The 22,767-nt window shown below is 47.7% G+C and carries 18 protein-coding genes; 12 read left to right on the plus strand and 6 right to left on the minus strand.

Annotation, left to right across the window (positions count from 1 at the left end; genetic code table 11):
• The first annotated feature begins 148 nt into the window (after positions 1–148).
• The 5 genes from GA565_RS02130 (at position 149) to GA565_RS02150 (ending at position 3,652) form a co-directional block, all read left to right on the plus strand.
• Positions 149–592: a PTS sugar transporter subunit IIA gene (locus tag GA565_RS02130; RefSeq protein ID WP_152197185.1), complete on the plus strand. Its 444-nt coding sequence runs from the start codon at positions 149–151 to the stop codon at positions 590–592.
• A 98-nt stretch (positions 593–690) separates the two neighbouring features.
• Positions 691–996, plus strand: a complete 306-nt coding sequence (locus GA565_RS02135; protein ID WP_152197186.1) for a PTS sugar transporter subunit IIB — start codon at positions 691–693, stop codon at positions 994–996.
• 98 nt (positions 997–1,094) lie between these two features.
• Positions 1,095–2,360, plus strand: coding sequence for a PTS sugar transporter subunit IIC (locus tag GA565_RS02140; protein WP_152197187.1), 1,266 nt, complete (start codon positions 1,095–1,097; stop codon positions 2,358–2,360).
• Positions 2,361–2,377: 17 nt separating this feature from the next.
• Positions 2,378–2,683, plus strand: a complete 306-nt coding sequence (locus tag GA565_RS02145; protein ID WP_152197188.1) for a hypothetical protein — start codon at positions 2,378–2,380, stop codon at positions 2,681–2,683.
• A gap of 135 nt (positions 2,684–2,818) precedes the next feature.
• Positions 2,819–3,652 carry a Cof-type HAD-IIB family hydrolase gene (locus GA565_RS02150; RefSeq protein WP_152197189.1) on the plus strand — a complete coding sequence of 278 codons (834 nt, stop codon included), beginning with the start codon at positions 2,819–2,821 and terminating at the stop codon, positions 3,650–3,652.
• Here the strand turns inward: GA565_RS02150 and GA565_RS24595 are convergent.
• Entirely contained in the window at positions 3,649–3,795 is a 147-nt protein-coding gene (locus GA565_RS24595) for a hypothetical protein (RefSeq protein WP_158086946.1), read from the minus strand. The genes GA565_RS02150 and GA565_RS24595 overlap by 4 nt on opposite strands.
• Positions 3,796–4,075: 280 nt before the next feature.
• Between GA565_RS24595 and GA565_RS02155 the strand changes: the two genes are divergently transcribed.
• The 3 genes from GA565_RS02155 to GA565_RS02165 all read left to right on the plus strand — a co-directional run bounded on the left by GA565_RS02155 (position 4,076) and on the right by GA565_RS02165 (position 7,821).
• Entirely contained in the window at positions 4,076–5,125 is a 1,050-nt protein-coding gene (locus GA565_RS02155) for a LacI family DNA-binding transcriptional regulator (protein WP_152197190.1), read from the plus strand.
• Between the two features lie 213 nt (positions 5,126–5,338).
• Complete coding sequence (locus GA565_RS02160; protein ID WP_152197191.1) at positions 5,339–6,409, plus strand: SIS domain-containing protein; 1,071 nt, start codon at positions 5,339–5,341, stop codon at positions 6,407–6,409.
• Between the two features lie 26 nt (positions 6,410–6,435).
• Positions 6,436–7,821 (plus strand): PTS transporter subunit EIIC, encoded by a 1,386-nt coding sequence (locus tag GA565_RS02165; RefSeq protein WP_152197192.1) that lies wholly within the window; start codon positions 6,436–6,438, stop codon positions 7,819–7,821.
• A gap of 12 nt (positions 7,822–7,833) precedes the next feature.
• On the opposite strand, the gene GA565_RS02170 is transcribed toward GA565_RS02165, so the two are convergent.
• Both GA565_RS02170 and GA565_RS02175 read right to left on the minus strand, forming a co-directional pair.
• The gene (locus GA565_RS02170) at positions 7,834–9,573 is read right to left on the minus strand and encodes a lysophospholipid acyltransferase family protein (RefSeq protein ID WP_152197193.1); all 1,740 of its coding nucleotides are present in this window, start codon (positions 9,571–9,573) and stop codon (positions 7,834–7,836) included.
• A gap of 109 nt (positions 9,574–9,682) precedes the next feature.
• A complete protein-coding gene (locus GA565_RS02175) occupies positions 9,683–10,591 on the minus strand; it encodes a LysR family transcriptional regulator (protein ID WP_152197194.1) in 909 nt (302 codons plus the stop codon).
• A 125-nt stretch (positions 10,592–10,716) separates the two neighbouring features.
• On the opposite strand from GA565_RS02175, the gene GA565_RS02180 reads away from it, so the two are divergent.
• The 4 genes from GA565_RS02180 (at position 10,717) to GA565_RS02195 (ending at position 19,652) form a co-directional block, all read left to right on the plus strand.
• Positions 10,717–11,295 carry an antibiotic biosynthesis monooxygenase gene (locus GA565_RS02180; protein WP_152197195.1) on the plus strand — a complete coding sequence of 193 codons (579 nt, stop codon included), beginning with the start codon at positions 10,717–10,719 and terminating at the stop codon, positions 11,293–11,295.
• Between the two features lie 16 nt (positions 11,296–11,311).
• Entirely contained in the window at positions 11,312–13,183 is a 1,872-nt protein-coding gene (locus tag GA565_RS02185) for an amidohydrolase (RefSeq protein WP_152201276.1), read from the plus strand.
• A gap of 151 nt (positions 13,184–13,334) precedes the next feature.
• Complete coding sequence (locus GA565_RS02190) at positions 13,335–18,887, plus strand: hypothetical protein (RefSeq protein ID WP_152197196.1); 5,553 nt, start codon at positions 13,335–13,337, stop codon at positions 18,885–18,887.
• Between the two features lie 129 nt (positions 18,888–19,016).
• On the plus strand, positions 19,017–19,652 hold the full coding sequence (locus GA565_RS02195; protein WP_152197197.1) for a transcriptional regulator: 636 nt from the start codon (positions 19,017–19,019) through the stop codon (positions 19,650–19,652).
• 8 nt (positions 19,653–19,660) lie between these two features.
• Here GA565_RS02195 and GA565_RS02200 read toward each other — a convergent pair whose 3' ends face one another.
• From GA565_RS02200 to GA565_RS02210, 3 genes are read right to left on the minus strand one after another with little or no spacing between them, the layout of a single operon-like run.
• Entirely contained in the window at positions 19,661–20,623 is a 963-nt protein-coding gene (locus GA565_RS02200; RefSeq protein ID WP_152197198.1) for an ornithine cyclodeaminase family protein, read from the minus strand.
• Positions 20,620–21,597: a threonine/serine dehydratase gene (locus GA565_RS02205; RefSeq protein WP_152197199.1), complete on the minus strand. Its 978-nt coding sequence runs from the start codon at positions 21,595–21,597 to the stop codon at positions 20,620–20,622. Before GA565_RS02205 ends, GA565_RS02200 begins: the two co-directional genes overlap by 4 nt.
• A gap of 13 nt (positions 21,598–21,610) precedes the next feature.
• Positions 21,611–22,750: a succinylglutamate desuccinylase/aspartoacylase family protein gene (locus GA565_RS02210; protein ID WP_152197200.1), complete on the minus strand. Its 1,140-nt coding sequence runs from the start codon at positions 22,748–22,750 to the stop codon at positions 21,611–21,613.
• Between the last annotated feature and the right edge of the window lie 17 nt (positions 22,751–22,767).

The raw sequence follows: 22,767 nt of genomic DNA on the forward strand, positions 1-22,767 counted from the left end.
AGGCGTGGCTAGATCACAGTTTTTATTTTTGATTAATAGAATACTGAGATAAGTATACTTTTATAAAGTAAGAATCTATAACCTAACGGTTTATAAATTGATGCTTTAGAAACAATGCACGTTAGGCGAAAACTCTTGAAGAGGTAATATGTTAACTGACTGGATTAACGAAAGTAATATTAATATTATTGAGCACGCAGACAATTGGCAGAGTGCTGTGGCATTGGCAGTGCAGCCGTTAATAGATGTTGGTGCGGTTGAGGCTCGTTATCTCCAGGCTATTTACGATATGCACAGAGAGATTGGTCCTTATTATGTACTGGGGGAAGGTATTGCTATGCCGCACGCCAGACCGGAAGAGGGGGTTATTCGTACCGCGCTGTCACTGGTTATTGTACAGAATGGCGTTGAGTTTCACAGCGAAGATAACGATCCGGTTTATATCATCTTTGCGTTAGCAGCAATAGACAGTAATTCGCACATTGAAATGATCGCCAGCCTCTCACATCTTTTCTGTGACGATGAGGTGGTACAAAAACTACGAGGATGCCAAAGCAAAGAACACGTTTTGCAGGCCATCCGTCAGTACTGAGCATAGAAAGTCACTTAACATCATGAATCCCTTTGGCTTAATGCCATCGGGGTTATCCGAAGTATGTCTTATAAATAACGGCAAACAAAGGAACACCTATGAAAAAGTTATCAATTCTGGCGGTATGCGGCGCGGGTCTGGGCAGCAGTTTTGCCTGTGAAATGAGCATTGAAGCGGCTCTGAAAGATTTAGGGATAGACGCTGACCTGGCTCATTGTGATATTTCAAGCGCCACCTCAACGCGTGCGGATATTATTTTCACCGGAGAAAATTTCAGATCTCAGTTTGCGCATTATAATATCAGTGCAACCATTATCTATTTAAAACGTCTGGTCGACAAAAATGAAATAAAAGAGAAGCTCACTCCGGTATTGCAAGATATGGGGCTAATGGCGCATCAGTAAAATCAGACAACATAGTCTGAAGTAACAACATTAAAATTATTTACTACAAACATCTTACTCAATAGCTCGATCACCGTGAACTCTACAGGGGACTTGATATGTCTTTCCTTCACTTTATCGTCAATGACGTACTGGGCCAGGCGTCTATTTTAATATCCCTGATTGCTATGATCGGGCTTATTGCATTAAAGAAAAGCCCAGGGCAGGTTATTACCGGCACGTTGAAAACCCTTCTCGGTTTTTTAGTGCTGCTTTCGGGTGCCAGTATTATTGTCGCCACCTTAACCTTTTTGGGTGAGATTTTCCAAAAGGGTTTCCACATGCGCGGTATTGTTACCGACGTGGGATCCATTGCCGGTATTGCCCAGCAAACGCTGGGTCGAGAAACCGCACTGATTATGGTATTGGCATTTATTGTTAATATCCTTATCGCACGTTTTACCCGCTATAAATATATTTTCCTGACGGGCCAGGCATCATTATGGATGGCGACTGTCTGTTCGGTTATTGGGTATATGGGCGGCCTGCGCGGCACTGAACTGATCCTGATTGGCGGCGTGATTGCCGGTGTTATGGCGGTGGGCATGCCGGTACTGGCACAGCCGATTGTGCGTAAAATTACCGGCTCGGACGATTTCGCGCTTGGCCACTTCTGCACCATTGGCTACATCATTCAAGCCGGTGTGGCAAAATTGACCGGCGACGTGAGTAAAAGCACTGAAGATCTTGAACTGCCGCAGGCGCTGTCGTTCCTGCAGGATACCTACCTGTCGATGATGGTAGTGATGATCCCTATTTATCTGATCCCGGCCGCCGTTGCTGGCCCAGAGGTAATTGCACCGTTCGCCAACAGCGTTAACTATCTGGTTTATGCTTTCCTGCAGTCGATTCAGTTTGTGGTCGGTGTTTATGTGCTTTTGGCCGGTGTACGCCTGTTGTTGGCCGAAATCGTGCCCGCATTTCGCGGTATTGCCCTGCGCATCGTGCCTAATGCGATCCCCGCCCTCGACTGCCCGGTGCTTTTCCCTTATGCGCCCAACGCGGTCATCATCGGCTTTATCTCGACCACCATTGGTTCAATCATCGGCATGTTCTTGTTCCCAAGCATTGGGTTAGCGATGATTTTGCCCGGCATGTTGACCAACTTCTTCGCCGGTGGCACTGCAGGCATCTTTGGTAACGCCGTTGGCGGACGCCGAGGGGCCATTATTGGTGGCATCTTCCACGGACTGTTTATCACTCTGCTGCCGGCACTGCTGCTGCCGCTGCTCGGTAAATTCGGTTTTTCTAACGTGACCTTCAGCGACTCGGACGTTATCAGCGTCGGGCTGGTATTTGGTCACATTCTCAACTTCTTTCACTAGGTTAAACGGAGGCTGATATGACCCCTGAAATCGACGCCATTCTGGCACAAAACCTGGCACCGGCCGACTGCGCAAAAGCGCTGAATGAATTGGGTAAAAACTATGCAGAACAGAAAGATGTTGATACCGCCATTGCCTGCTGGGAAAAGAGCATGGAATGTTACGGTAAGCCCGGCTTTGCTCAGGCACAGCTGATGAAGGCCTATAACGCCAAACGTCGTGAGTGCTCACATGCGGGAGACGGCAATGGACTGGAGCTTTACTCAAATAAAATTGACGGCCTGATGCAAAAAAGTAAAGACGCCATCCGCTACGGTTTTTAAGGGAGCGCGGTCTAAAAATCAGGTTTTTTTAAGAATAATTAAGGCCAGTGACCTCGCGTTGCTGGTCTTTTTCTTTAATCTTTCACAGATAGCTTTTATGATGGTGGTTATATTTTGAACGTAGCGAGAGGGCTTATGTCGGGTAAAAAGTTAGCATCAGTGAAATTAATCGCTGTAGATATGGATGGCACATTTCTGGATGACCAAAAAGAATACAACAAGGCAAAATTCCTTTCTCAGTATCAGCAGCTCAAGCAGCGCGGCATCAAGTTTGTCGTAGCCAGTGGAAACCAGTACTACCAGCTGAAGTCTTTCTTCCCTGAAATAGCCTCTGAAATCGCCTTTGTGGCGGAAAACGGTGGCTATATCGTTAAGGAAGGTCAAGATCTGTCCGTTGCTTCACTCAGCGCCGAGTCGGTAGCAAAGATTCTTGAGTTTATTGACAATACGCCGGGTCTGAACACGGTAGTCTGCGGCAAAGACAGTGCCTATATTCTGGCATCGCAGCCGGATGCGTTTTATCAAAAGATGCAGAATTACTACCATAGATTGAAGAAAGTAGAGAGTTATCAAGAAATTGACGACACTATTTTCAAGTTTGCGACCAACATTGACGATGAACATCTGGCAAACTTTATGACCTCGCTCGATAAGGCGCTGGGTCACATCATCACGCCAGTCTCCAGCGGACACGGTTCGGCTGACCTGATCATTCCAGGCCGCCACAAAGCCAATGGGCTCCGAATGCTGCAAGAAATTTGGGGCATTGACGACAGTGAGGTTGTCACCTTCGGCGACGGCGGTAACGACGTAGAAATGCTGAAACAGGCAGGATATGGTTTCGCTATGGCCAATGGGATGCCCGCTGCCAAAGCCGCAGCGAGTTATTCAACCGTTTCCAATAATGAAGAAGGCGTGTTGAAAATCATCGACAGCGTACTGGCGGGCGACGCACCGTTTAACGTTTAACCGTGACATTGGTTGGTGAAAACGTCGTTACCGTGCGGGCAAACGTTGTTACTGTTCGGGATAATTCTAAATATCGATTCAGCGGCACCGGCGCCACAGCCGCTGAGCAGGAAAAGACAGACAACCAGGATAGTCACTTTCATTGAAATTCCAGCGTAAAACAGGCGAACAATGCATGGGAACCCCATACGCCAATGAACTGAGAGACATTTATGTACACTCGCTACGAGCATAACCGATCTTGAGCCTGCAAAATGTCTTTCTTTTCTTAATGTAGTGTTCCTCTTTATACTGTCAATCACCCATCCGTCGAGTCGTGATACGCGCAGTGATTCCAGTAACTTTATCGCCGTGGGGCAACAGGATAGTTGACCGATGACTTTGCGCATCGAAAGGGTCATCAAGCGTCATTAAGGGAAAATAATGAAGAAAAATATCACAATTAAGGATATTGCAGAGATTGCAGGGGTATCGATCACCACTGTTTCACGCGTATTAAACAACAACAGCTGGGTTTCTGATAAAACCAAATCCAAAGTACAGAAGGTGATCGCTGAGTATGGGTTTAGCCCTAATCTGGTGGCCCGTGGCATGATCTCTAAAAAAAGTGACACGTTGGCGGTGGTGGTTTCTGATATCACCAGTCCTTATTTTGTCACTTTAGTCGCGCAAATTGAGCAGGCATGTTTAAAAAACGGTTATAAAGTTATCCTCTTTGACACCCAGTCAGCGCAAAATATGCCAGATTCCTCCCAGCCAAACATTGATGTGACTATCTTTAATTCAATCATGAACAGTCAATTAGATGGGGCAATTATTCTAGGAGGGGATATCGACTATGTTGATATTCCAGCAGATTATCTTTCGGCGTTGAAAAAACTGACTGAACAGATCCCTACCGTCGTCGTCGGCAGAGAGATTCCTCAATTGGCCTATTCGTGTATAAAGCGCGATCAAACCCACTGCGTGCGTATGGTGACGCAGCGACTGATTGACAGAGGCTATAAAAATATTGCGTTCATAGGTGGCTCGGAAAAAGTTTATGTGACTCAAGAACGCGTGGCCGCTTTTTATGCGCAACTGCACGAGGCTCGCCTGCCGATTCATCCCGAGTTTGTTATTCTCAATGACTTCTATATCGAGCATGGCTATGCGGCCATTGAGCATCTTTTAGGTCAGGATGCGGCGATGCCGGATGCAATTTTGGCGATTAATGACCGGGTTGCTATGGGCGTGATCCGCGCTTTGAAAGATAACCGTATCTCGGTGCCGGAAGATAACATTGCCGTAGCCAGCTGCGAGTATTTTCCCGGCAGTGAGTATTTCATTCCCAGGATCACCACAGCGGACCATCAAAACAATCGGTTAGGTCAGGCAGTGATGGCGACGATGATCGCGTTAATGCAGTCATCTACACACAACAATGAACTAATAGACATCCACCCTATATTTCTCGAAGGGGAATCTTGCTAGTTTATATTTTAAGACCGTTAAGTTAATTATTATTAAATATTAAGATACAACTCGTCCTACGCCCTTCGGCCTTATTTTGCCAACTTGCTCACACTTCCATTATTTACTCAACGATCGCATTGATCTTCTCCACGTAGCTGCATACTATCAAACCTGAAAACGTTTTCAGGTTTGACGGGGACGTGAATGGAATTTCAAAATTAGGAGAAAATAATGAAACCCACCATGATGACGTATATTAATGAAGAGCAAGAAGTATTGGCTAATATTTTGGCCAGTTATCCAAATTCACTGCCCGTCATAAAAGACAAAAAAACGTGGCTTATTCTTGCCACGGGTTCAAGTTTCAATGCGGCTAAGAGCGCGAAATATTATATTGAAAACATCTGTCAGGCACGCGTCAGCATTGAGGAACCTTTTCACTATCAGTTTTTTGAAAAACATAACCCAATGATTGATTTAATCATTGGCGTTTCTCAAAGCGGAGAAAGTACGTCGACAATCAATGCAATTAAGAATTTAAAAAAATCTGCTATAGCAACGACGCTAGGCTTAACCAGTAAAATGGACAGCGAGTTGGCAAATACGGTGGATATCGCCGTCGATATTCGCATTGGCGAAGAGCGCGTAGGCTACGTGACCAAAGGCTATGTGGCGACAATTTTAACCTTAATGCTGTTGGGTTTACGCAGTGCTAGCGCCGATGGTTTTATCACCCCTGAGCAAGAAGCCGCAGAGTTGGCGATGTTTGCACGTGCGATTAACGCCATTCCTGCGCTGATTGACCACACTGAAGCTTTCTATCTGGCATGGCAGCAGGAACTTAATACAGGACAGCGTTTCACCTCCATTGGCTATGGCCCGGCAGTGGGTGTTTGCAAAGAGATGGAAACAAAATTTGCTGAAACGGTGCGTGCGCCATCACAAGGCGTTGAGTTAGAAACCTTTATGCATGGGCCATATTTTGAAGTTAATCCGCAGCACCGAATTTTCTTTCTTGAGACCGAAAGCACAGGGCAAGAGCGCTTGGTGCTGCTAAGAGAATATGAAAAAAAATGTACGCCTTTTATCTATACGGTAAAACTGGGAAAGAGCGACGATCCTAGAACGCTGGCCATCAACATTGATGTGAATGAATATATTGCGCCGTTGGTGATGGTTATTCCATTCCAGATTTTGTCACATCATATTGCCGAGGCGAAAGGAAATGATTTGCCGACGCGTATTTATACTGACTTTGGTGTTTCAGTAAAAAGTAAAACGAGACCAGGTGACTTTAATTAAATAATCCTTAAAAGTAAGGAAGTAACATGGCGATAAACTTTCAGGTATTAGCCAGTGATATCATTAAACATATTGGTGGTTATTCAAATATAGAGCATGTCACTCACTGTGCGACGAGACTGCGTTTTACCCTTAAAAATCTGACCGTTGTTGACGAACTCATTCTCAGCGAATTATCAGGTGTTATTAAAATTGTTAACACCTCTAGTCAATTTCAAATTGTTATTGGCCCTCAGGTCGAAAAGGTTTTTACCGCAATTATTGCACAGCAAAATCCTGCCGCGTTGACAGACCCATCCTCTTCGTCAACAGAAAAAATGTCGCTGTTTAATCGATTCCTATCGAATATCTCGGCTATTTTCACACCCTATATTGGGGTGCTGGCGGGCGTTGGGGTCGTCAAAGGCATTGTTGTGTTGTTGCAAACCATGCACTGGGTGGCGACAGATACCTATATTTTCACCGTATTTAATATGTTAGCGAGCGGCGTCTTCACCTTTTTGCCCTTATTTATTGCCATTACTGCGGCAGAAAAGTTCAAGACTAATCGATATATTGCCCTTGCGCTGACTGCCGCGATGGTATTTCCGCTGACAGACCCTTCAATGCCGAACACCATGAGTCTATTCGGACTGACGCTCAGCCTTAAAATTTACGGCGGTGCGGTGATCCCGGCGATCTTTGCCGTACTGTTTTTAAGCTACGTCGAGCGCTATTTGAAGAAAGTGATCCCGGAAGTGGCTGCACTGGTTTTTGTGCCGTGTCTGTCGCTGATTATCACTGGTTTTATGGTGTTTACCTTTATCGGACCCGTGGCGGACTATATAGGTATTGGTATCGCCAATGCTTATATCTGGTTATATGAACTGAGTCCGGTACTCTCTGGTGCACTGCTGGCGGGGATTGGTCAACTGTTTGTGGTCTTCGGCGTTCACTGGGGCATTATTCCCCTAGCGTTGGTTAATATCCAGGTTCATGGCTACGACACAATCATGGCCATGTTTATGTCGGCGGTCATGGGGCAGTTTGGCGCGGTATTTGGGGCAATATTTATTGCACGAAATGCGAAAGATAAACAAATCGCTATATCTGCCTCAATCTCCGCCTTTTTCGGAATAACCGAGCCTGCGCTTTATGGGGTTACGCTCAAGTATCGCATGCTGTTTATCTTTGGCTGTATCGGGGCGTCTTTGGGCGGGGCGATTACAGGGCTGCTGCGGGTTAAAACATACAGCTTCCTGCCGGTGCTTAATGTCTTTGAATTAGGTTTGTTTAGCGGACCTGAATCAAAAATGATTTTCGAAGTTATCGCTATCGCCGTCGCCTTTAGCGTACCGGCGATACTGACGGTTGTTTACGGAAAAACGTTGATGAAAAGAACTTTGGCCACGCCGTTAACGCAGCCAAAGTGATAAAGAAATGTGTTAGCTCAATACCCTGCCCACTTCCTCAGCTTGAGGCTGTGGGTGGTGCACCGCGATATAACGTTCGTATTTGGACGGTTTGAGCACCGACAAATCAACCAGCACCAATCCGTCGATACAGTGATTAAAAGCCGGATCGCAGCCGAAATCGATGAACTGTACGCCACCGCTTTCGCAAAGTTCTGAATATTGTTTATAAAGTGGCGGAATACTGCAGCCTAAATTCGCCAGCAGCCGTTTCAGACACTGTAAATCCTGCTGATAATTGTCGCCGCTAAACTGTGCCAATACCTCCGGCAAAGACGCAGGATAGGGTTGGCGCGACGTTGCCAGCGGTAGGGACGGAGCAAAATAGAGGCGATAGAACGCAATCAGTAGGTCCCGGGCAACCACGGGTAAACCGCCTGAAATTGACACTGGGCCAAACAGATAGCGGTACTGCGGGTACTTGGCCAGATAGGCACCAATGCCGAGCCACAGGTAGTCCAGCCCGCGTTTCCCCCAGTAGGCGGGTTGAATAAAGCTGCGGCCCAGCTCAATACCCTGCGCCAGAATCGGGTCCATCTGATGACCGTAGTTAAACAGGCTTTGACTGTAAATAGTGCTGATGCCCCCTTTTTCAAGCTGTTCAGCGGTGGGAATAAAACGGTAAGCACCAACTATTTCCAGCGCCTGGGGATCCCAAAGTACCAGGTGATAATAGTCGTCATCAAAGCTGTCGAGGTCACGACGTCGGCCGCTGCCTTCACCCACTGCACGGAAGGCAATTTCACGCAGGCGTCCCAGCTCGCGAAGAATGGGTACGTAGTCTTCGCCGCGGCGGCGATAAAGATAAATCAACTTGCCGTCGGGGGTTTTTCCCAAAACTTCGCTGGCTTCAAGCGCATGCTTGAGCACGGCTCGGTCCTCGGCGCGGGCGATAGCCGATTCGGTGCGAAACAGCCCGGGCTTTCCCTGCCCCAGTCGATACACGTGTTTACGAAAGCGCGCAGCCAAATCTTTAGCCCGGGAATGTCCGTCGTGCCAGCTGTCGTAAGGGATGCGAGCGCCAATCTGCATTTTGAGCGTACTGCCACGATGGCCAAACATTTCGTTAACCAGCAGCAGGGTGGCAATCGGTTTATAAATCATCGAGCTTAAGTAAAACAGCGCGCTGTTGCTGCCGCTAATGTGCACCGGCACAATTGCGGCACGCGTTTTAGCCGCCAGTCGCACAAAACCGGTGTGCCAGCGTCCATCGCGAACGCCTTTTGATGTGACGCGTGAGACTTCACCGGCGGGGAACACGATAAGCACGCCCTGATTTTCAAGGTGCTCTTGCATCATCATCACCTGCGCACGGCCAGTACGATTGCTCATATTGTCGACCGGGATCATCAGGCTGTTCAACGATTCCACCTGCGAGAGTAGGCGGTTAGCCACCACTTTCGCGTCGCTGCGCACTGAAGCTACCGCGCTGAGCAGCGCGAGCCCTTCAATCGTGCCTATCGGGTGATTCGCCACGATCACTACCGGACCATAGCTGGGAATTTGTTCAAGACAGCGGGCGGAGAGTTCACAGCGAATGTGGAAGTAGTCGAGGATCTGCTCGACCATATCCACGCCCTTAAGATGACGATTTGTTTCAGCCAGTTGCTGAAACTCCTTTTCCCGAAACAGCTGTTTCAACAAATTAAGCTGCCAAGAAGGCGTTTTACGCTGCGGCGCAAGGTCCTGAAGTACGTTGTCCATGCTGAACATAGAATGTCCTCCGGTTGAGTTATCTCGACCATAGGACATAACAATGACGATTTTATTTCAGTGCAGTGACGGTATTGGGAATTCTGTGCCAGCCACGTCGTGCCAATGATTAGAGGCGTGAGTAAAGATTGGCGAAACCGTCGAATTCCTTGAGATGTTCAATCCACCATTTGGCCGCGTTACCGCTGGCGTTTTCATTCCATGCCAGATAGGCCATGTCCTGATGGCAGTCGGCATCCAGCACTTTTTCGACCAGTTCGCCCGATTGCAAATAAGGTTGGGCCAAATATCGCGGCAGATAGCCACAGCCCAGCGCTGCTATTTGCGCATCCATTTTACTTTTAAAGTCATGCACGGTGAGGATTTTCTGACGATCGAGAATGCGTAGATCGGCGCCAGTGCTATGCTTTGATGAGTCCTGAATGACCACGGCGCGGTGCTGGCGCACCTTTTCTCTCACCAGCGGCTCTTCCACTTCCGCCAAAGGATGTGTGGGCGAAATGGCAAACACATACTCCAGCCAGCCAAGCGGTACACAGCCAATGCCGCCTCGGGTAACCGGCTCGCGCACTGCGCCAATAATAATGTCGGCGCGATGATAAAGCAGTGCTTCCCAGGTTCCAGCCAAGACTTCGTGGGTGAAATTCAGCTGAGTATGCTGGTGCTGCTCATAAAATTTTTCGATTAAAGGATTCAAAATCGACAGGGGAACCGACGCATCAAGCGCCAGCGTCAGCTTGCTCTCCCAGCCGCTTTCCACGTATTGCGCTTCCTGCTCGAGTTCGCTGACTGCCTGGAGCAAGACTCGCCCTTTATTAAGCATCAATTTTCCGGTGCTGGTGAACGTGGCGCGATGCCCTGAACGGTCGAGCAGCTTGATGTTTAAATCGCTTTCCATTTTCTGAACGGTGTAACTCAGGGCCGAAGGCGTTTTGAATAACGTTGCCGCTGCTGCTGCAAAAGAACCGTGACGCTCCAACGCATCAAGTATCAGCAGTGCTTCAAGGCTTAATTTCATTTGCTTGTTCCCCAAAAAAATTTAACAACTCCGTAAAATCTTTACGCTATCAGTAACCCAAGGATTTGCCTATTGTTTAAACAACAACATCAGGGTTTCGGCCCCGTCCTTTAAGGGAAAATAACGTGGACTATTCGGCTCAAAAGAATCACGTCACGCTGGTCATTACTCACCCACTCCTGCCCGGAAAGAAGCCGGAATATGAAGCTTGGTTAGAAGAAATAATGCCGGTGGCGGCAAGCTTTGCTGGGCATCTTGGGGTCAGTGTTATTCGTCCTGAAGAGGGTGGCACGTCCTATACCATTCTGGTGCGTTTCGAAAGTCTGGACCGGCTGTATGAATGGATAAATTCGCCAAATCGCAAAGCGCTGGTTGAAAAGGCCAGCGGGCTGCTCGATCACGGAGATCGAGAGGATCATGGCGATCACATTGAAATTCGGCCGGGTGCTGCATTCTGGTTTACGCCAGAGATCAAAAAAGGGCGATCGCCGGCGAAATGGAAACAGTTTTTGGTGACGCTGGGAGTGATCTTTCCCTCAACAAATTTTGTTCCGTGGTTCTGGGGCCTGTTGCTGCCCGCAGCGAAGGGAACGCTATGGGGGCATCTGCTAAACGATGCCAGTGTGGTTGCCTTGGTGGTGTTCTTATGGATGCCGCAGGTTACGCGATTGCTGAGAAACTGGCTGATCCCGAAAGGGCAATAGGGTCTGGAGACACATGATGAATAACAATGCTTCCCTTATTTTAACCAACGGCAAGTTTCACACCGTTGACCGAGAGGCACCGCGGGCTGACGCCGTGGCGATTAAAGACGGAAAATTTTTGGCGGTCGGCACGGTGGCTGAAGTGATGCGTTATGCCGGTCCAGAAACTCAAACGGTTGATCTAAAGGGCAGTACCGGTATTCCTGGCCTGAATGATTCACACTTGCACCTGATCCGCGGCGGCCTCAACTACAATCTCGAGCTGCGTTGGGAAGGTGTGCCTTCGCTGGCCGATGCGTTAAGAATGCTTAAAGAGCAGGCGCTAAGAACACCTTCGCCTCAGTGGGTGCGGGTTGTTGGTGGCTGGACCGAGTTTCAGTTTGCCGAACGGCGGATGCCGACTCTTGATGAAATCAACGCCGCCGCGCCCGACACGCCGGTCTTTATTCTTCATCTCTACGACCGCGCATTGCTCAATCGGGCAGCACTTAAGGTCGTGGGTTACACCCGCGATACGCCGAATCCTCCCGGTGGCGAAATCCAGCGCGACGGCAACGGTAACCCAACCGGAATGCTGATTGCCCGGCCCAACGCTATGATCCTCTACGCCACGTTGGCTAAAGGTCCGAAACTTCCTCTGGAACAGCAGGTTAACTCGACGCGACAGTTTATGCGCGAGCTTAACCGCCTCGGCCTGACCAGCGCCATTGACGCCGGAGGTGGTTTTCAAAACTACCCGGAAGATTACCAGGTTATCTCTGAGCTGCATGAGAAGAAACAGCTTACGCTGCGCATAGCCTACAACCTGTTTACCCAACGCCCGGGCAGCGAGGTGGAAGACTTTGAGCGCTGGACCGATATGCTCAAACCGGGGCAGGGTACTGACTTTTATCGCCACAACGGTGCTGGAGAAATGCTGGTATTTTCAGCCGCCGATTTTGAAGATTTTCTCGAGCCGCGTCCGGATTTGGCGCCGGGCATGGAAGACGAGCTAGAGCGCGTGGTGCGTCATTTGGTTGAACACCGCTGGCCGTTCCGCCTACACGCGACTTATAACGAATCCATAAGTCGCATGCTTGATGTGTTTGAGAAAGTAAACAGCGATATTCCTTTTAACGGCCTGCACTGGTTCTTTGACCACGCCGAAACCATTACCGAAGCCAATATTGACCGCGTAAAAGCGCTGGGCGGAGGCATTGCAGTGCAGCACCGAATGGCATTTCAGGGGGAATATTTTGCCGAACGTTACGGAAAAGAGGCGACCAGGCATACGCCACCGGTGGCAAAAATGCTCAATGCCGAGCTGCCGGTTGGTTTGGGAACCGACGCGACCCGCGTTGCCAGCTACAATCCGTGGACTGCGCTCTACTGGCTGGTTTCGGGCTGCACCGTCGGGGGTATGGCAATGTATGACGACAGTGCCCGACTAGATCGTGAAACGGCGCTGATGTTGTGGACGCAGGGCAGCGCGTGGTTCTCGACCGAACAAGGCAAGAAAGGGCAGATAAAAGTGGGGCAACTCGCTGATTTGGTGATTCTGTCTAAAGATTATTTCAGCGTGCGTGAGGAAGAGATTAAAGGCATCGAATCGGTGCTGACCGTGGTAGACGGTAATATCGTCTATGCGGCGGGGAGCTTCTCTCCCCTTGCGCCGCCTTCAATTCCGGTATTGCCGGACTGGTCGCCGGTGGTTAAGGTTCCCGGACACTATCGCTCGGCACCACCGCAGGATGCTGCCCGAGTTGGTGTACACGCTCAGGTTCACCAGTGCAGCGGCCCGTGCGGCGTTCACGTGCATCAGCATGATATTTCGCGGCGCTCCGACGTGCCGGTTTCCGATAACAATGCATTTTGGGGGGCGCTCGGCTGCTCGTGTTTTGCCTTCTGACCGCGTTTTCTGATTCAAATCAGTTCTAGAACTTAACGGCTTCCTAAACAGGAGGTCGTTTTTTATTTCCGGTCGCCGAAGAGAGCGATAACTGCGAGAAGCTTAAGTTGGTTCAATAAGACAATGAGCTAACATACGCCGGAGAAATATCATGAATGTAAACGAGAGTATTCCCAATACAAGCCCACGCAACGATGTCGTGAGAGTGCAGGAAACAAGGTGCGATAGCGTTATTTCTTCACTTCGGGCGGTTACCTCCGGCGGTAAGCTTGAAATGCGCTCTTTATCTCCCGGAGGGGGCGGAATTTTTAGTCGAGAGGCAAGTCCAGAACGTATTAACCCTTCACCTCCCCCCTCTTTGCCTGATTGCCCCTCCTTTTTGCCATTAACACCAACACCTTTCTCAACCTCCGCTGCGTGTGCTGAGTTTCTCTCTCAGCGTGAGCACATAGACTGTACAGAAGAGGATGTTAGGAATATCCGTATCGGTCAAAATGTAGAATATGTAGAGGCGTTGAGTAAATACGTTAGGAGTATCAGCGATGCGCTTAGCGGCTATGAGAAGTTCGACGGTGCATTACTGAGTAGAGAGATTAAAGAGAAGATTTTCTCTTTAAAATGCAAAGTCGAGCGTAGTCGCATCGCGGCTGAAAAATTCTTTAAAAGCTTAAACACTCGATTGGACTCGCTGCTTGGGCAGGTTAACTTAATGACCAAAGCCGCACTATTGTCCTCTGAGCAAAGCTCGCTGTATTCCCACTCAAAAAACGTTTCAAAGGTGCTTGATGAAACGGCCCGTGTACTGCTATCCGTCCCCGAGGCAGACAAGACTTTAATTATCGAATTGCATGAAATAAGGAACCAGGCCTGTACTGCACGGGACAAAGCGCGTTTGCGACCCATGCTAGAGCGTCTCTCTTTGATAGAAAATGTTGAGCTAGCACAGCGAAATCTCGACCAGCAGGTTGACCGCTGCGTTAAGGTCAGGCACTTATTGCGACTATTGCTAAACCCTCATTTTTCCCTCTCAGAGCAATATTTTAAGGCTGTGCAGGCGTTTTCTACGCCCGACAAATTGTCGCTAATTGAAAATGTTTTAAAAGAGTGCCGTTTCAATGCTGAGCTGCGAGAAACCATTAAGGCGTTACGATCAACGGCGCAAATGGAGGAAGTAAACAGGGATTTTAATACACTACAAAACATGCTTGAAAAAAGCGTGACAAGGTGTAATCGCAGGAATACCGAGGAGTGTGTATTAGAAAATATTCATCGAATAAATCAGTATTTTTATGAAATAAATAGTGCGCAGAAGGCGTATCAAGATACTCAGGCAAGAGCCTATTCGGCGGCGCAGGATGCGCAGTACAGAGGGTTGAAAGACAGTGAAGCACTAGAAAATCAATGGCATAAAGAAGTATTACTGGCTGAGATAGTCACAGAGGATGAGTGGCGCAATCAGAAAGTGGCCATCATTGTTGAAGAAAGTGGTGAGAAAAATATCAGGGCAGTGGGAATGAATGAGGGCGGAGCGGTGAATCACCACGTCACTTGTGACGAAAAAATAGTCGACTTGTCACGCTATGCCGTGCATTTATCGCGAAAGGATGTCATTAACGCAGTTAAGCACAGTGAATATGCCCTCGCTGCTGAAATAACAAAAAGACGTGGTTTTTTAAACATGCGGATAGAGACATTATCACAGGCCATTCCTTATAAAAATGCACCGAAGGTTGATGGTCATGTATTAAGGAAAGTCACTGTTTCGCAGGAGAAAAACCGAAAGATAATCGGCGTTGTTCAACACGATTTTGAGAAATTCCCGCAATTTGCCTCCTCTTCAAATCTTCAGGCTTTACTTATTGAGCAGGTAAGTCGACAACTCAACCAGCCTCCTACTCGGCACACCGAGCTCAGCCAGCATTCCTCTTCCGTTGCGCCGACACTGGGAGCCGCTTCTCATCATCAGGCCGACCGGTTAAAAAATAAAATCACGTCGACTCAGGTCAATGATGCCCTCAAGTCCGCGAACGCAGTGATGCTCAGACCGACATTAGAGAGCTCTTTGAAGCTCGACGTTGCGCAAATAAGTCAGGAATTTAAAAATAATGAGGTATATATGGCCCGCCGCAAAGAAAATACGGGTCGGGAGAGTTTGCCTCAGGCGACACCTCTCACTCCTGCAGTAGCCTCGACGAGCCGTCCCCCTTTAACGTCTGCCCAGTCCACGCTTTCACGACCCGCTATTGCGGCCTGCCAGGCGCAAGTATTACCGTCTAATAAAACAGGTGAGCTGACCGCTATTCATTTAAAGAATATTAAAGCTCTTGGCGCTGTTGATTTTTATCGGATGCTCTCATGTGCTATTTCAGTACCCATTTTTTATGTGGATAAAAATAATAAAATTACCAGAGTTCATTTACAGGGGAGACTTTCATACCTAATAAATTCAGATCCCAAGTCCATATCTGACGGTTTAGTGCTTTACTTTGAGAGTCGCGACGAAAAAATAGAGGCAAGAAAAACGGCAATGAAAACGCTCACGATGCTGAACACCGATAAATCTAATGTGGCAGCGTTAAAATTTATACCGCGAGATCTGTATGCCGTGCAGAATGAGCGGGAAATGTATCAGGTTATCATGTCAACAATGGAGGATTTTAGCGCCGAGGCCAGTAAATTTTTGAATCTTCTCTATTTGAAGGATAAAACTACGAGAAAAGATGACTTATTGTATTGTAGTAATATCTTCCAAAAGTTATCAACTAAACTTTGTGGAAAAACGGTTATAAGAAGTGAGTTTTTTAGACTTTTGGCTGAAAAAATAAAAGAATCTCCAGCCAGGACCACTTCTTTAATTAGCCCTGTGTTACAAAGAATAGGAAATCCGCCGGTTGCCTGGTTTAAGATTATTGCAACGAAGCTATTGCACGCCATAAAAGACAGTGAGGATAGCATTGACGATTTAGCGTGCTTTTTAGCAACTATTTTCATCCTTTATAAAGATAGTGAAGATAACGCATTGAAGTCATTTATTATACAGGTTACTGATCATTTCCAAAAAATAAACATAAGTGCCTATCCCCTTTTTATGATAGTGGCTAAAAACATGTATAAAGAAATAGACGGTCAGAGCAATGCACAGTTGGATTTGCATACTATACTTATCATTGCTTGTAATCGTGTAACGACTGCGTTGAATAATTCAAATCGGAGCATGAAATACCATGTGGATGTTTTGGAACCTCTTTTACCCATGTTTACCTATCCCGGCCAGCGTTTTAAAACTCAAGCTTATCCCAGAATTAGAGACTATTTACTTGATAGATCGATATGCCCGATAATACAATTCCCTCAAAATATATCCATAAAAGATAAAGTATTATTATTTGCAATGATGGGGGCCTTTCAATACCCACGTAATTGGGCTGTTGATGTTGTCAGTAAATTTGAGACAATAATTGATGAACACGGACGCGACGGTAATGCAGCACTGGCGACGCTTTATCTTATTATTTTTGCCAACTCGCGTATTTCATCTGAAAACGGTAGAGCAATTTTTAAGAGATTTTTCCAAAAACACGTGCAAAGAGACAGCAGTACTCAGGCGTTAGCCTTGCTTATGGTGTCGGGGGTGATGGCTAAATCGCTTATTCCTTCTATCTATAGAGCGAATGATAAAGAGGCGCTGGATTTACTTTTAGAATATTGGAATATATATAATGATGTGAAATTAACATCGATAGGTGAGAATAAATGCTTGATAATAGGCAATGGCCTTGGACGCATTGATGACAAGGTGAAATATTTAACGGGGCCAGAGTCTAAAGATAAGTCGCCTGTGTTTTTATCAATGCAAAAAGCTAACAACTGGATAGGGAAATGCCGCTATATTGAAGAGTATATTTTTACTCACAAAGAATGCGATGCAATTTTTTCCCGCATGCTGATAGATTATGCCGCCAATAAAAACAAAGTGAATTTTATTGCTGATATTATTAAGGCTAATGAAAGTTTTGATGTGAATATCAATAAATCAAAAGTCTCCGAGCTTAACGTGCGTTTGCAACACTTATTGGTAGAAGGGCGTGAAAACTCAAAAACAGACAAGAAATCCGCCGAAAATAATAAGAGTTTGTTTGAGGCTATACTTTCCCTACAGATTAATTTATTCAACTCCGGTGGTTTGAAAAACGCTGAAAAGTTGCTGGAAAATGTTGTGAGTAACTTTGCCTCAATCGATAAATTCATTGAGATGAAAGCACCGTTTACCTTGCTTAACGATAGGTTAATAAAAGGGGATATTAACGATCACCTCTATCTGTCCATTATCTCTAAAGTTATTCAAACGTCATGCGCCAAGAAAAATAACGATGGCGTAGAGTTCATTAGGAACCAATTAATGCATGAGGTTTATCAGATGATGGCAAGACGTAATAATCTGGATGAACTGCTTAAAGTTTTTGGGAATATAGTTATCAATATTCCACCTAAACTCGCGGGGTATGGCGTTTTTATTGAGCATATTAAGAGGGAAATACAATCTTCGAGTTTATCAAACCCCGCTGAGGGGCCGAACCGTAAAGAATTAATTAGATTTATTCTGGCGCAAGATATTACCTGGCTGGTATTTAAGGGGGCGTTCCAGGAATCAATACCTAACAGCGTAAATATTGATTGGTTATTTAATCCAGAGAACTTTTTCGAAGCCAAACCCGCCAGGCAGCATAGCATGCTTAAGTTTGATCAGGATATAGGGGACAAACCCTCTCCAGAATTCATTAAACGATGCATTTTAGCTGTAGGTGAGGGACTTGCATTAAAGTCTAACGCAATTAATCATACACTGGTTAGATCGTTCGGCTCTATATTAAACTTCTTAACGCAAGGAAAATCATTAGAGCTTATTGAACTTATGGATTTTATTTTAAAACAATGTGAGACACTCCGCGATAATGGGGTGCATTCTTCTTTAGCACCCATGAAAGATAACGCCTTGCAAGGTATGCTAAATGTAATAAAAACACAGAATACTGTTGAGGCAGAGAAGTTATCAAAACGTCTGGACGACATTTTCGGGAAAAGTCAGTCTTCAGTTTACTACGAACCTCAATTTAAAGATGAAAACCTCAGTAATTCAACAACTAGCACCAGTGATTCCGAGGGTAAAAATAAAAAAAGATCACAACGCAATAGCATTACCGAAGAGTCAATGTCTGCAACAGAATCAGTATTGGCCAGCAACGTGGAGAGAAAGCCAATCAAAGATAAGGAAAAGTTGAGCCTTTATATTGAAACTGACTGGCAAAGCTTAAAAAAAGACTACGACAAAGATTGGGGTCTTGAAGAGGGGATGCAAATGTTCCTTTCCAACAGTAGAGCAAGTGAATTAAATCTCCATCCCTATACTCGAGAAAATAAAGAATCTCGTTTTTATACTATTGTCCTCAAACCCAAAAACACGCGAAGCACCAAGGGTAAGCATAGAGGTAAATCCAACGCAAGGGCCGGCTTTCTCAAGGGAAGTCACAATAGATATATTTTTGTGGGGGCGGGTAACCACAAGGAAATGGAAGTTCTGTCTACTAAATACTCAAAGAAGACTAAAGAACAAATTGACCAACGCATTGAGAGCGCCAAAGAAAAATCCTACCGCTTGCTGCTAAACGAGTTTGAAGAAATAGAGACCGGTGTTGAAGATCTTTAATTATTATCGGCATGACAATTAACATTAAGCCGGTAGCAGACTTATGCACCCAGCTTGTGCAGTTAGAGATGTTGGCGCAATCTTTATTACTGTATTATCAACGGGTCTAGCCAAAAATAGAGAGTGATTATGAGCATCGCAAACCCATTTCAGCCTTTGAATTATCAGGTTATCGCTGACAGTATTGCGACGCTTCTTTTTCCTCACGCCGAGGTGATTTTACATGACCTTAAAACACAGCAGGTTGTCTACATCGCCAATAATCTCTCCAAACGTAAGATTGGCGATGACTCTGCGCTAGATGAGTTACCCAGTGACTCGTTTGCAGCTCAAAGCATCGGCCCCTATGAGAAACTGAATTGGGACGGGCAACGCCTGCGTTCAATCACCAGTATTTTGCGAGACGAGCAGGGGCAGGCGGTGATGGCGCTGTGCATTAACCTCAATTATTCGGTGCTGGAGCAGGCACGTGATGCGCTAAACCTATTTTTTCAATCAAGCCGTATTATGCCGCAGCCGGAAGCGCTTTTTCGCGACGACTGGCAGGAGCGTATTAACACCTTTATGCACGCCTGGCTGAATAAAAATAGTTTGGGCTTGAACAGTCTCCGCCGTGAAGACAAGCGCCAACTGGTTGAAGCGCTCTATCACGAACGGGCTTTTGAGGGGCGGAGCGCATTTGACTATGTGGCGAACGTCCTGTCGATGGGCAGGGCCACCGTGTACAAATATGTGAAGGCCCTGCGCGAAGAGTCATTGAGTTAACGGATCTTTTAGACGCCTGGAAATGCCTCCTGACAGGCCTGCATGGCGTAAGCGGAAATTTGGGCGTCCTGAACCGCCACACCGGTTAAATCCGCCAGGGTGATCTGCTGGTCGTTTTCACGGCCTTTCGCCTGGCTATATAGCAGCTTTCCAAGCTCTATTAAACGCTCACTGGCCAGCAACCCTTGTTTGCATGCGTGAGAAACCTCACCGTACTGACTGCACTGATAAACCGAGTCGACGACGATAACGTCGGCGCGGGCAACAAGTTTTGCATCAAGCTCCTGCTTGCCACCACCGTCGGCACCTACCGCAGTAATATGGGTTCCAGGCTGTATCCAGGCGCTTTGTAACAGAGCCTCGCGCGACGGAGTGGTAGTCACAATCAGGTTGGCATTGCGAGCAACCTGTTCACAATCCTTAGTGAGGGTGACTTCAAAGCCTAGTGATTGGGCAAACTGACGGTAATCGTCGAGCGCTGCCTGGCTGCGGCCCCAGACTATCAGCCGACGGCAGTCGGTCAGCGGCATAAGCTGTTCCAGCTGCATGCGCGCCTGCACACCGGTGCCGATAATGCCGATACCACTAATGACTGAGGGAGCCAGTATCTCTGCCGCTATTCTTCCCGCCAGCGCGGTGCGAATACAGGTTAGCCAGCTTTCATCTTGCAATAACACCAGCGGCTGGCCGGTTTGTGCCGAGAGTACCAGCATCAGTCCATCATTACTGGCCAATCCTTTAGCGGGATTATCATAGAAACCGGTCGATATTTTGACGGTAAACGTTTTGCTGCCTTCTACCCAGGCCGATTTAATGCAGCAGTCGCCGTTGGCTGGTTCAAAAATGAAATTTTGCACGGGCGGAACCTGAACTCGGCCCTGTGAATAGGCAATAAAGCCCTCGGCGATGCGACTGGCAGCCACTTTCATGTCCATCGCGCCGATGATCTGCGTCTGGTTATAAATTTTCATTGGATTGCCCCAATAAATTTCTCCAGCAGAATGTTTCTTCCGCAAAGTATCACGGCTACTTTCTTGCCCTGATAGTCTGCAGCGAGCTTAATTGCACCGGCCAGCGCGACGCCGGCGGCGCCTTCAATCATCCAGCGCTCATAGCGAGCCACGATTTTCATCGCATCACGAATTTCCTGCTCGCTGACCAACACCGTTTTATTGACCACTTTTTGGCACAGTGGAAAGGTAATACTGCCTGGCTCTATACCGCCGGCAGTACCATCAGACAGCGTGTCTTCTTCTTCCATTTCAATAATTTCACCGGCCAGCAGCGAGCGCTGCAGGGTAGGTGCATTTTCAGGCCAGCAGCCGATTACCTCAGTGCCGGGTTTCAAATGGGCCAGCGCGGCACCAACCCCAGAAATCAGGCCACCGCCGCCCACCGCAATAAACACGGCATCGACGTCGGGCAGTTGCTCAACCAGCTCCGCGCCAATCGTGCCTTGGCCGGCGATAATATCGGGGTCGTTATACGGCGATACAAACAATGTGTTCTGCAACTGAGCCTGTTTTGCTGCTTCCAGCTCGACGCTGAGTGGGTCGGTATCAATAGAGATAACGTTGGCACCAAAAGCCCTGATGGCTTCCAACTTCAGCGGGGAAGCGTGGGTGGTGGTATAAACCGTGACCGGAACCCCGGCGCGCAACCCGGCGAGCGCTAATGCCTGACCGTGATTGCCTGATGAGGCAGTAATCACGCCTTTTGAACGCTGTTCTTCGGTGAGCGCCAAAATTTTGTTGCTGGCCCCTCGAAACTTGAATGACCCTGTGTGTTGCAGATGTTCGCATTTTAAAAATATTTCACAGCCGGTCTGCGCGCTAAGTGGCGCGCTGTGGGTCAGGGCGGTGACCGCAACCTGAGGACGCAGCGACTGGTGCGCCCGCACGATGGCGTTAGCGAGGCTTTGTAGTGAATCGTCGAGAGTGCTCATGGCGAGTTTCCGTTTAAAAGTGTTGTAAAAGTTGGCCGGTTTTACGATGAGTGAGCGGCGTTTTTCCTGCCAGCAGTGCAACCCGTTGTCCGGTTCTGACCAGTTTAAACAGCGGTTGCACAATAATTTTTCCGTCAACGTCGCTGAACACCGGGACTCTTGGCGTACCGAGTACGGCGTCAATCGGTACAATTTCGGCAATTAATTCACCAAGGCTAACCGATTGACCGAGCTGCTTTTTCCATACCAACAGCCCCATCGCCGGGGCCTGCAAATGCGATGCTCCCTCCAGCGGGTAAACTTCAACGTTGGCTAACTCAGCAAGCGGAGGCGTCAGGGTCAGCAGGCCTTCGTGAGCCAGAAATTGTAAAATACCCTCAGCGTCGGCGCGCGCGACCTCGTCATTAACGTCCGCCTGGCCACGCAGTTCTATGCTGGTCGAAAAACCGCAATCTTGCGGATTGGCCAGTCCGGCCTGGGTCAATAACTTCCACGGCTTGCCAAAAGCCTCGTCAAACGGCTGACCGCCCGCCTGTTCTTCAAGAAACACGGTGTCGATGCCCATACAGCCGGCGAGAAGCACCGCGCGCTCCTGCTGATGCAGGGTGGAGTAAAGATGCAGGGCCGCTGAGGTATCGCAGTGTAAGTCCAGCACGATATCGTGGCGAAACGCCTCTTTCAGCAACAGCTTCTTATTGGTCGTAACGGTATCAATGGCCGGAATCAACGCCAGCATCTGCTCAAAGATTTTCTTCACCTCGGACGAGGTAAAATGAGCCGCACTGTCACTGTTTTTGGCAATAAGCTCCTCGACCGCGGGGGAAATGTCCGGGAAGTTGCGGTTAAAGTTTTCACCATTGGCCAGATTAAAACGGCCGGTAACATAGCCAAAGATGTTTTGACCCAGCCCCACGGGATTAGCAAAGGGGCATATCACCACTTCGCCGAGCATTTGACCCGCGCTATCAAGTTCCTGTAACCGCTCCAGCAAATGTTGAATCACCAACAGGCCCGGATGTTCATCGGCATGAACGCCAGCTTGAATGTAGGCACTGCGTGAATTTTTTCCACCTTTGAATCGATGGGTAATCAATTGGTGGCGTGTACCAGGCGCAAAACTGGGTAAATCGGTTGTTTCAGTTATCACGGACATGGCTAACTCGTCGTTGG

The organism is Rouxiella sp. S1S-2 (assembly GCF_009208105.1).
In the GTDB taxonomy this organism is placed as follows: domain Bacteria; phylum Pseudomonadota; class Gammaproteobacteria; order Enterobacterales; family Enterobacteriaceae; genus Rouxiella.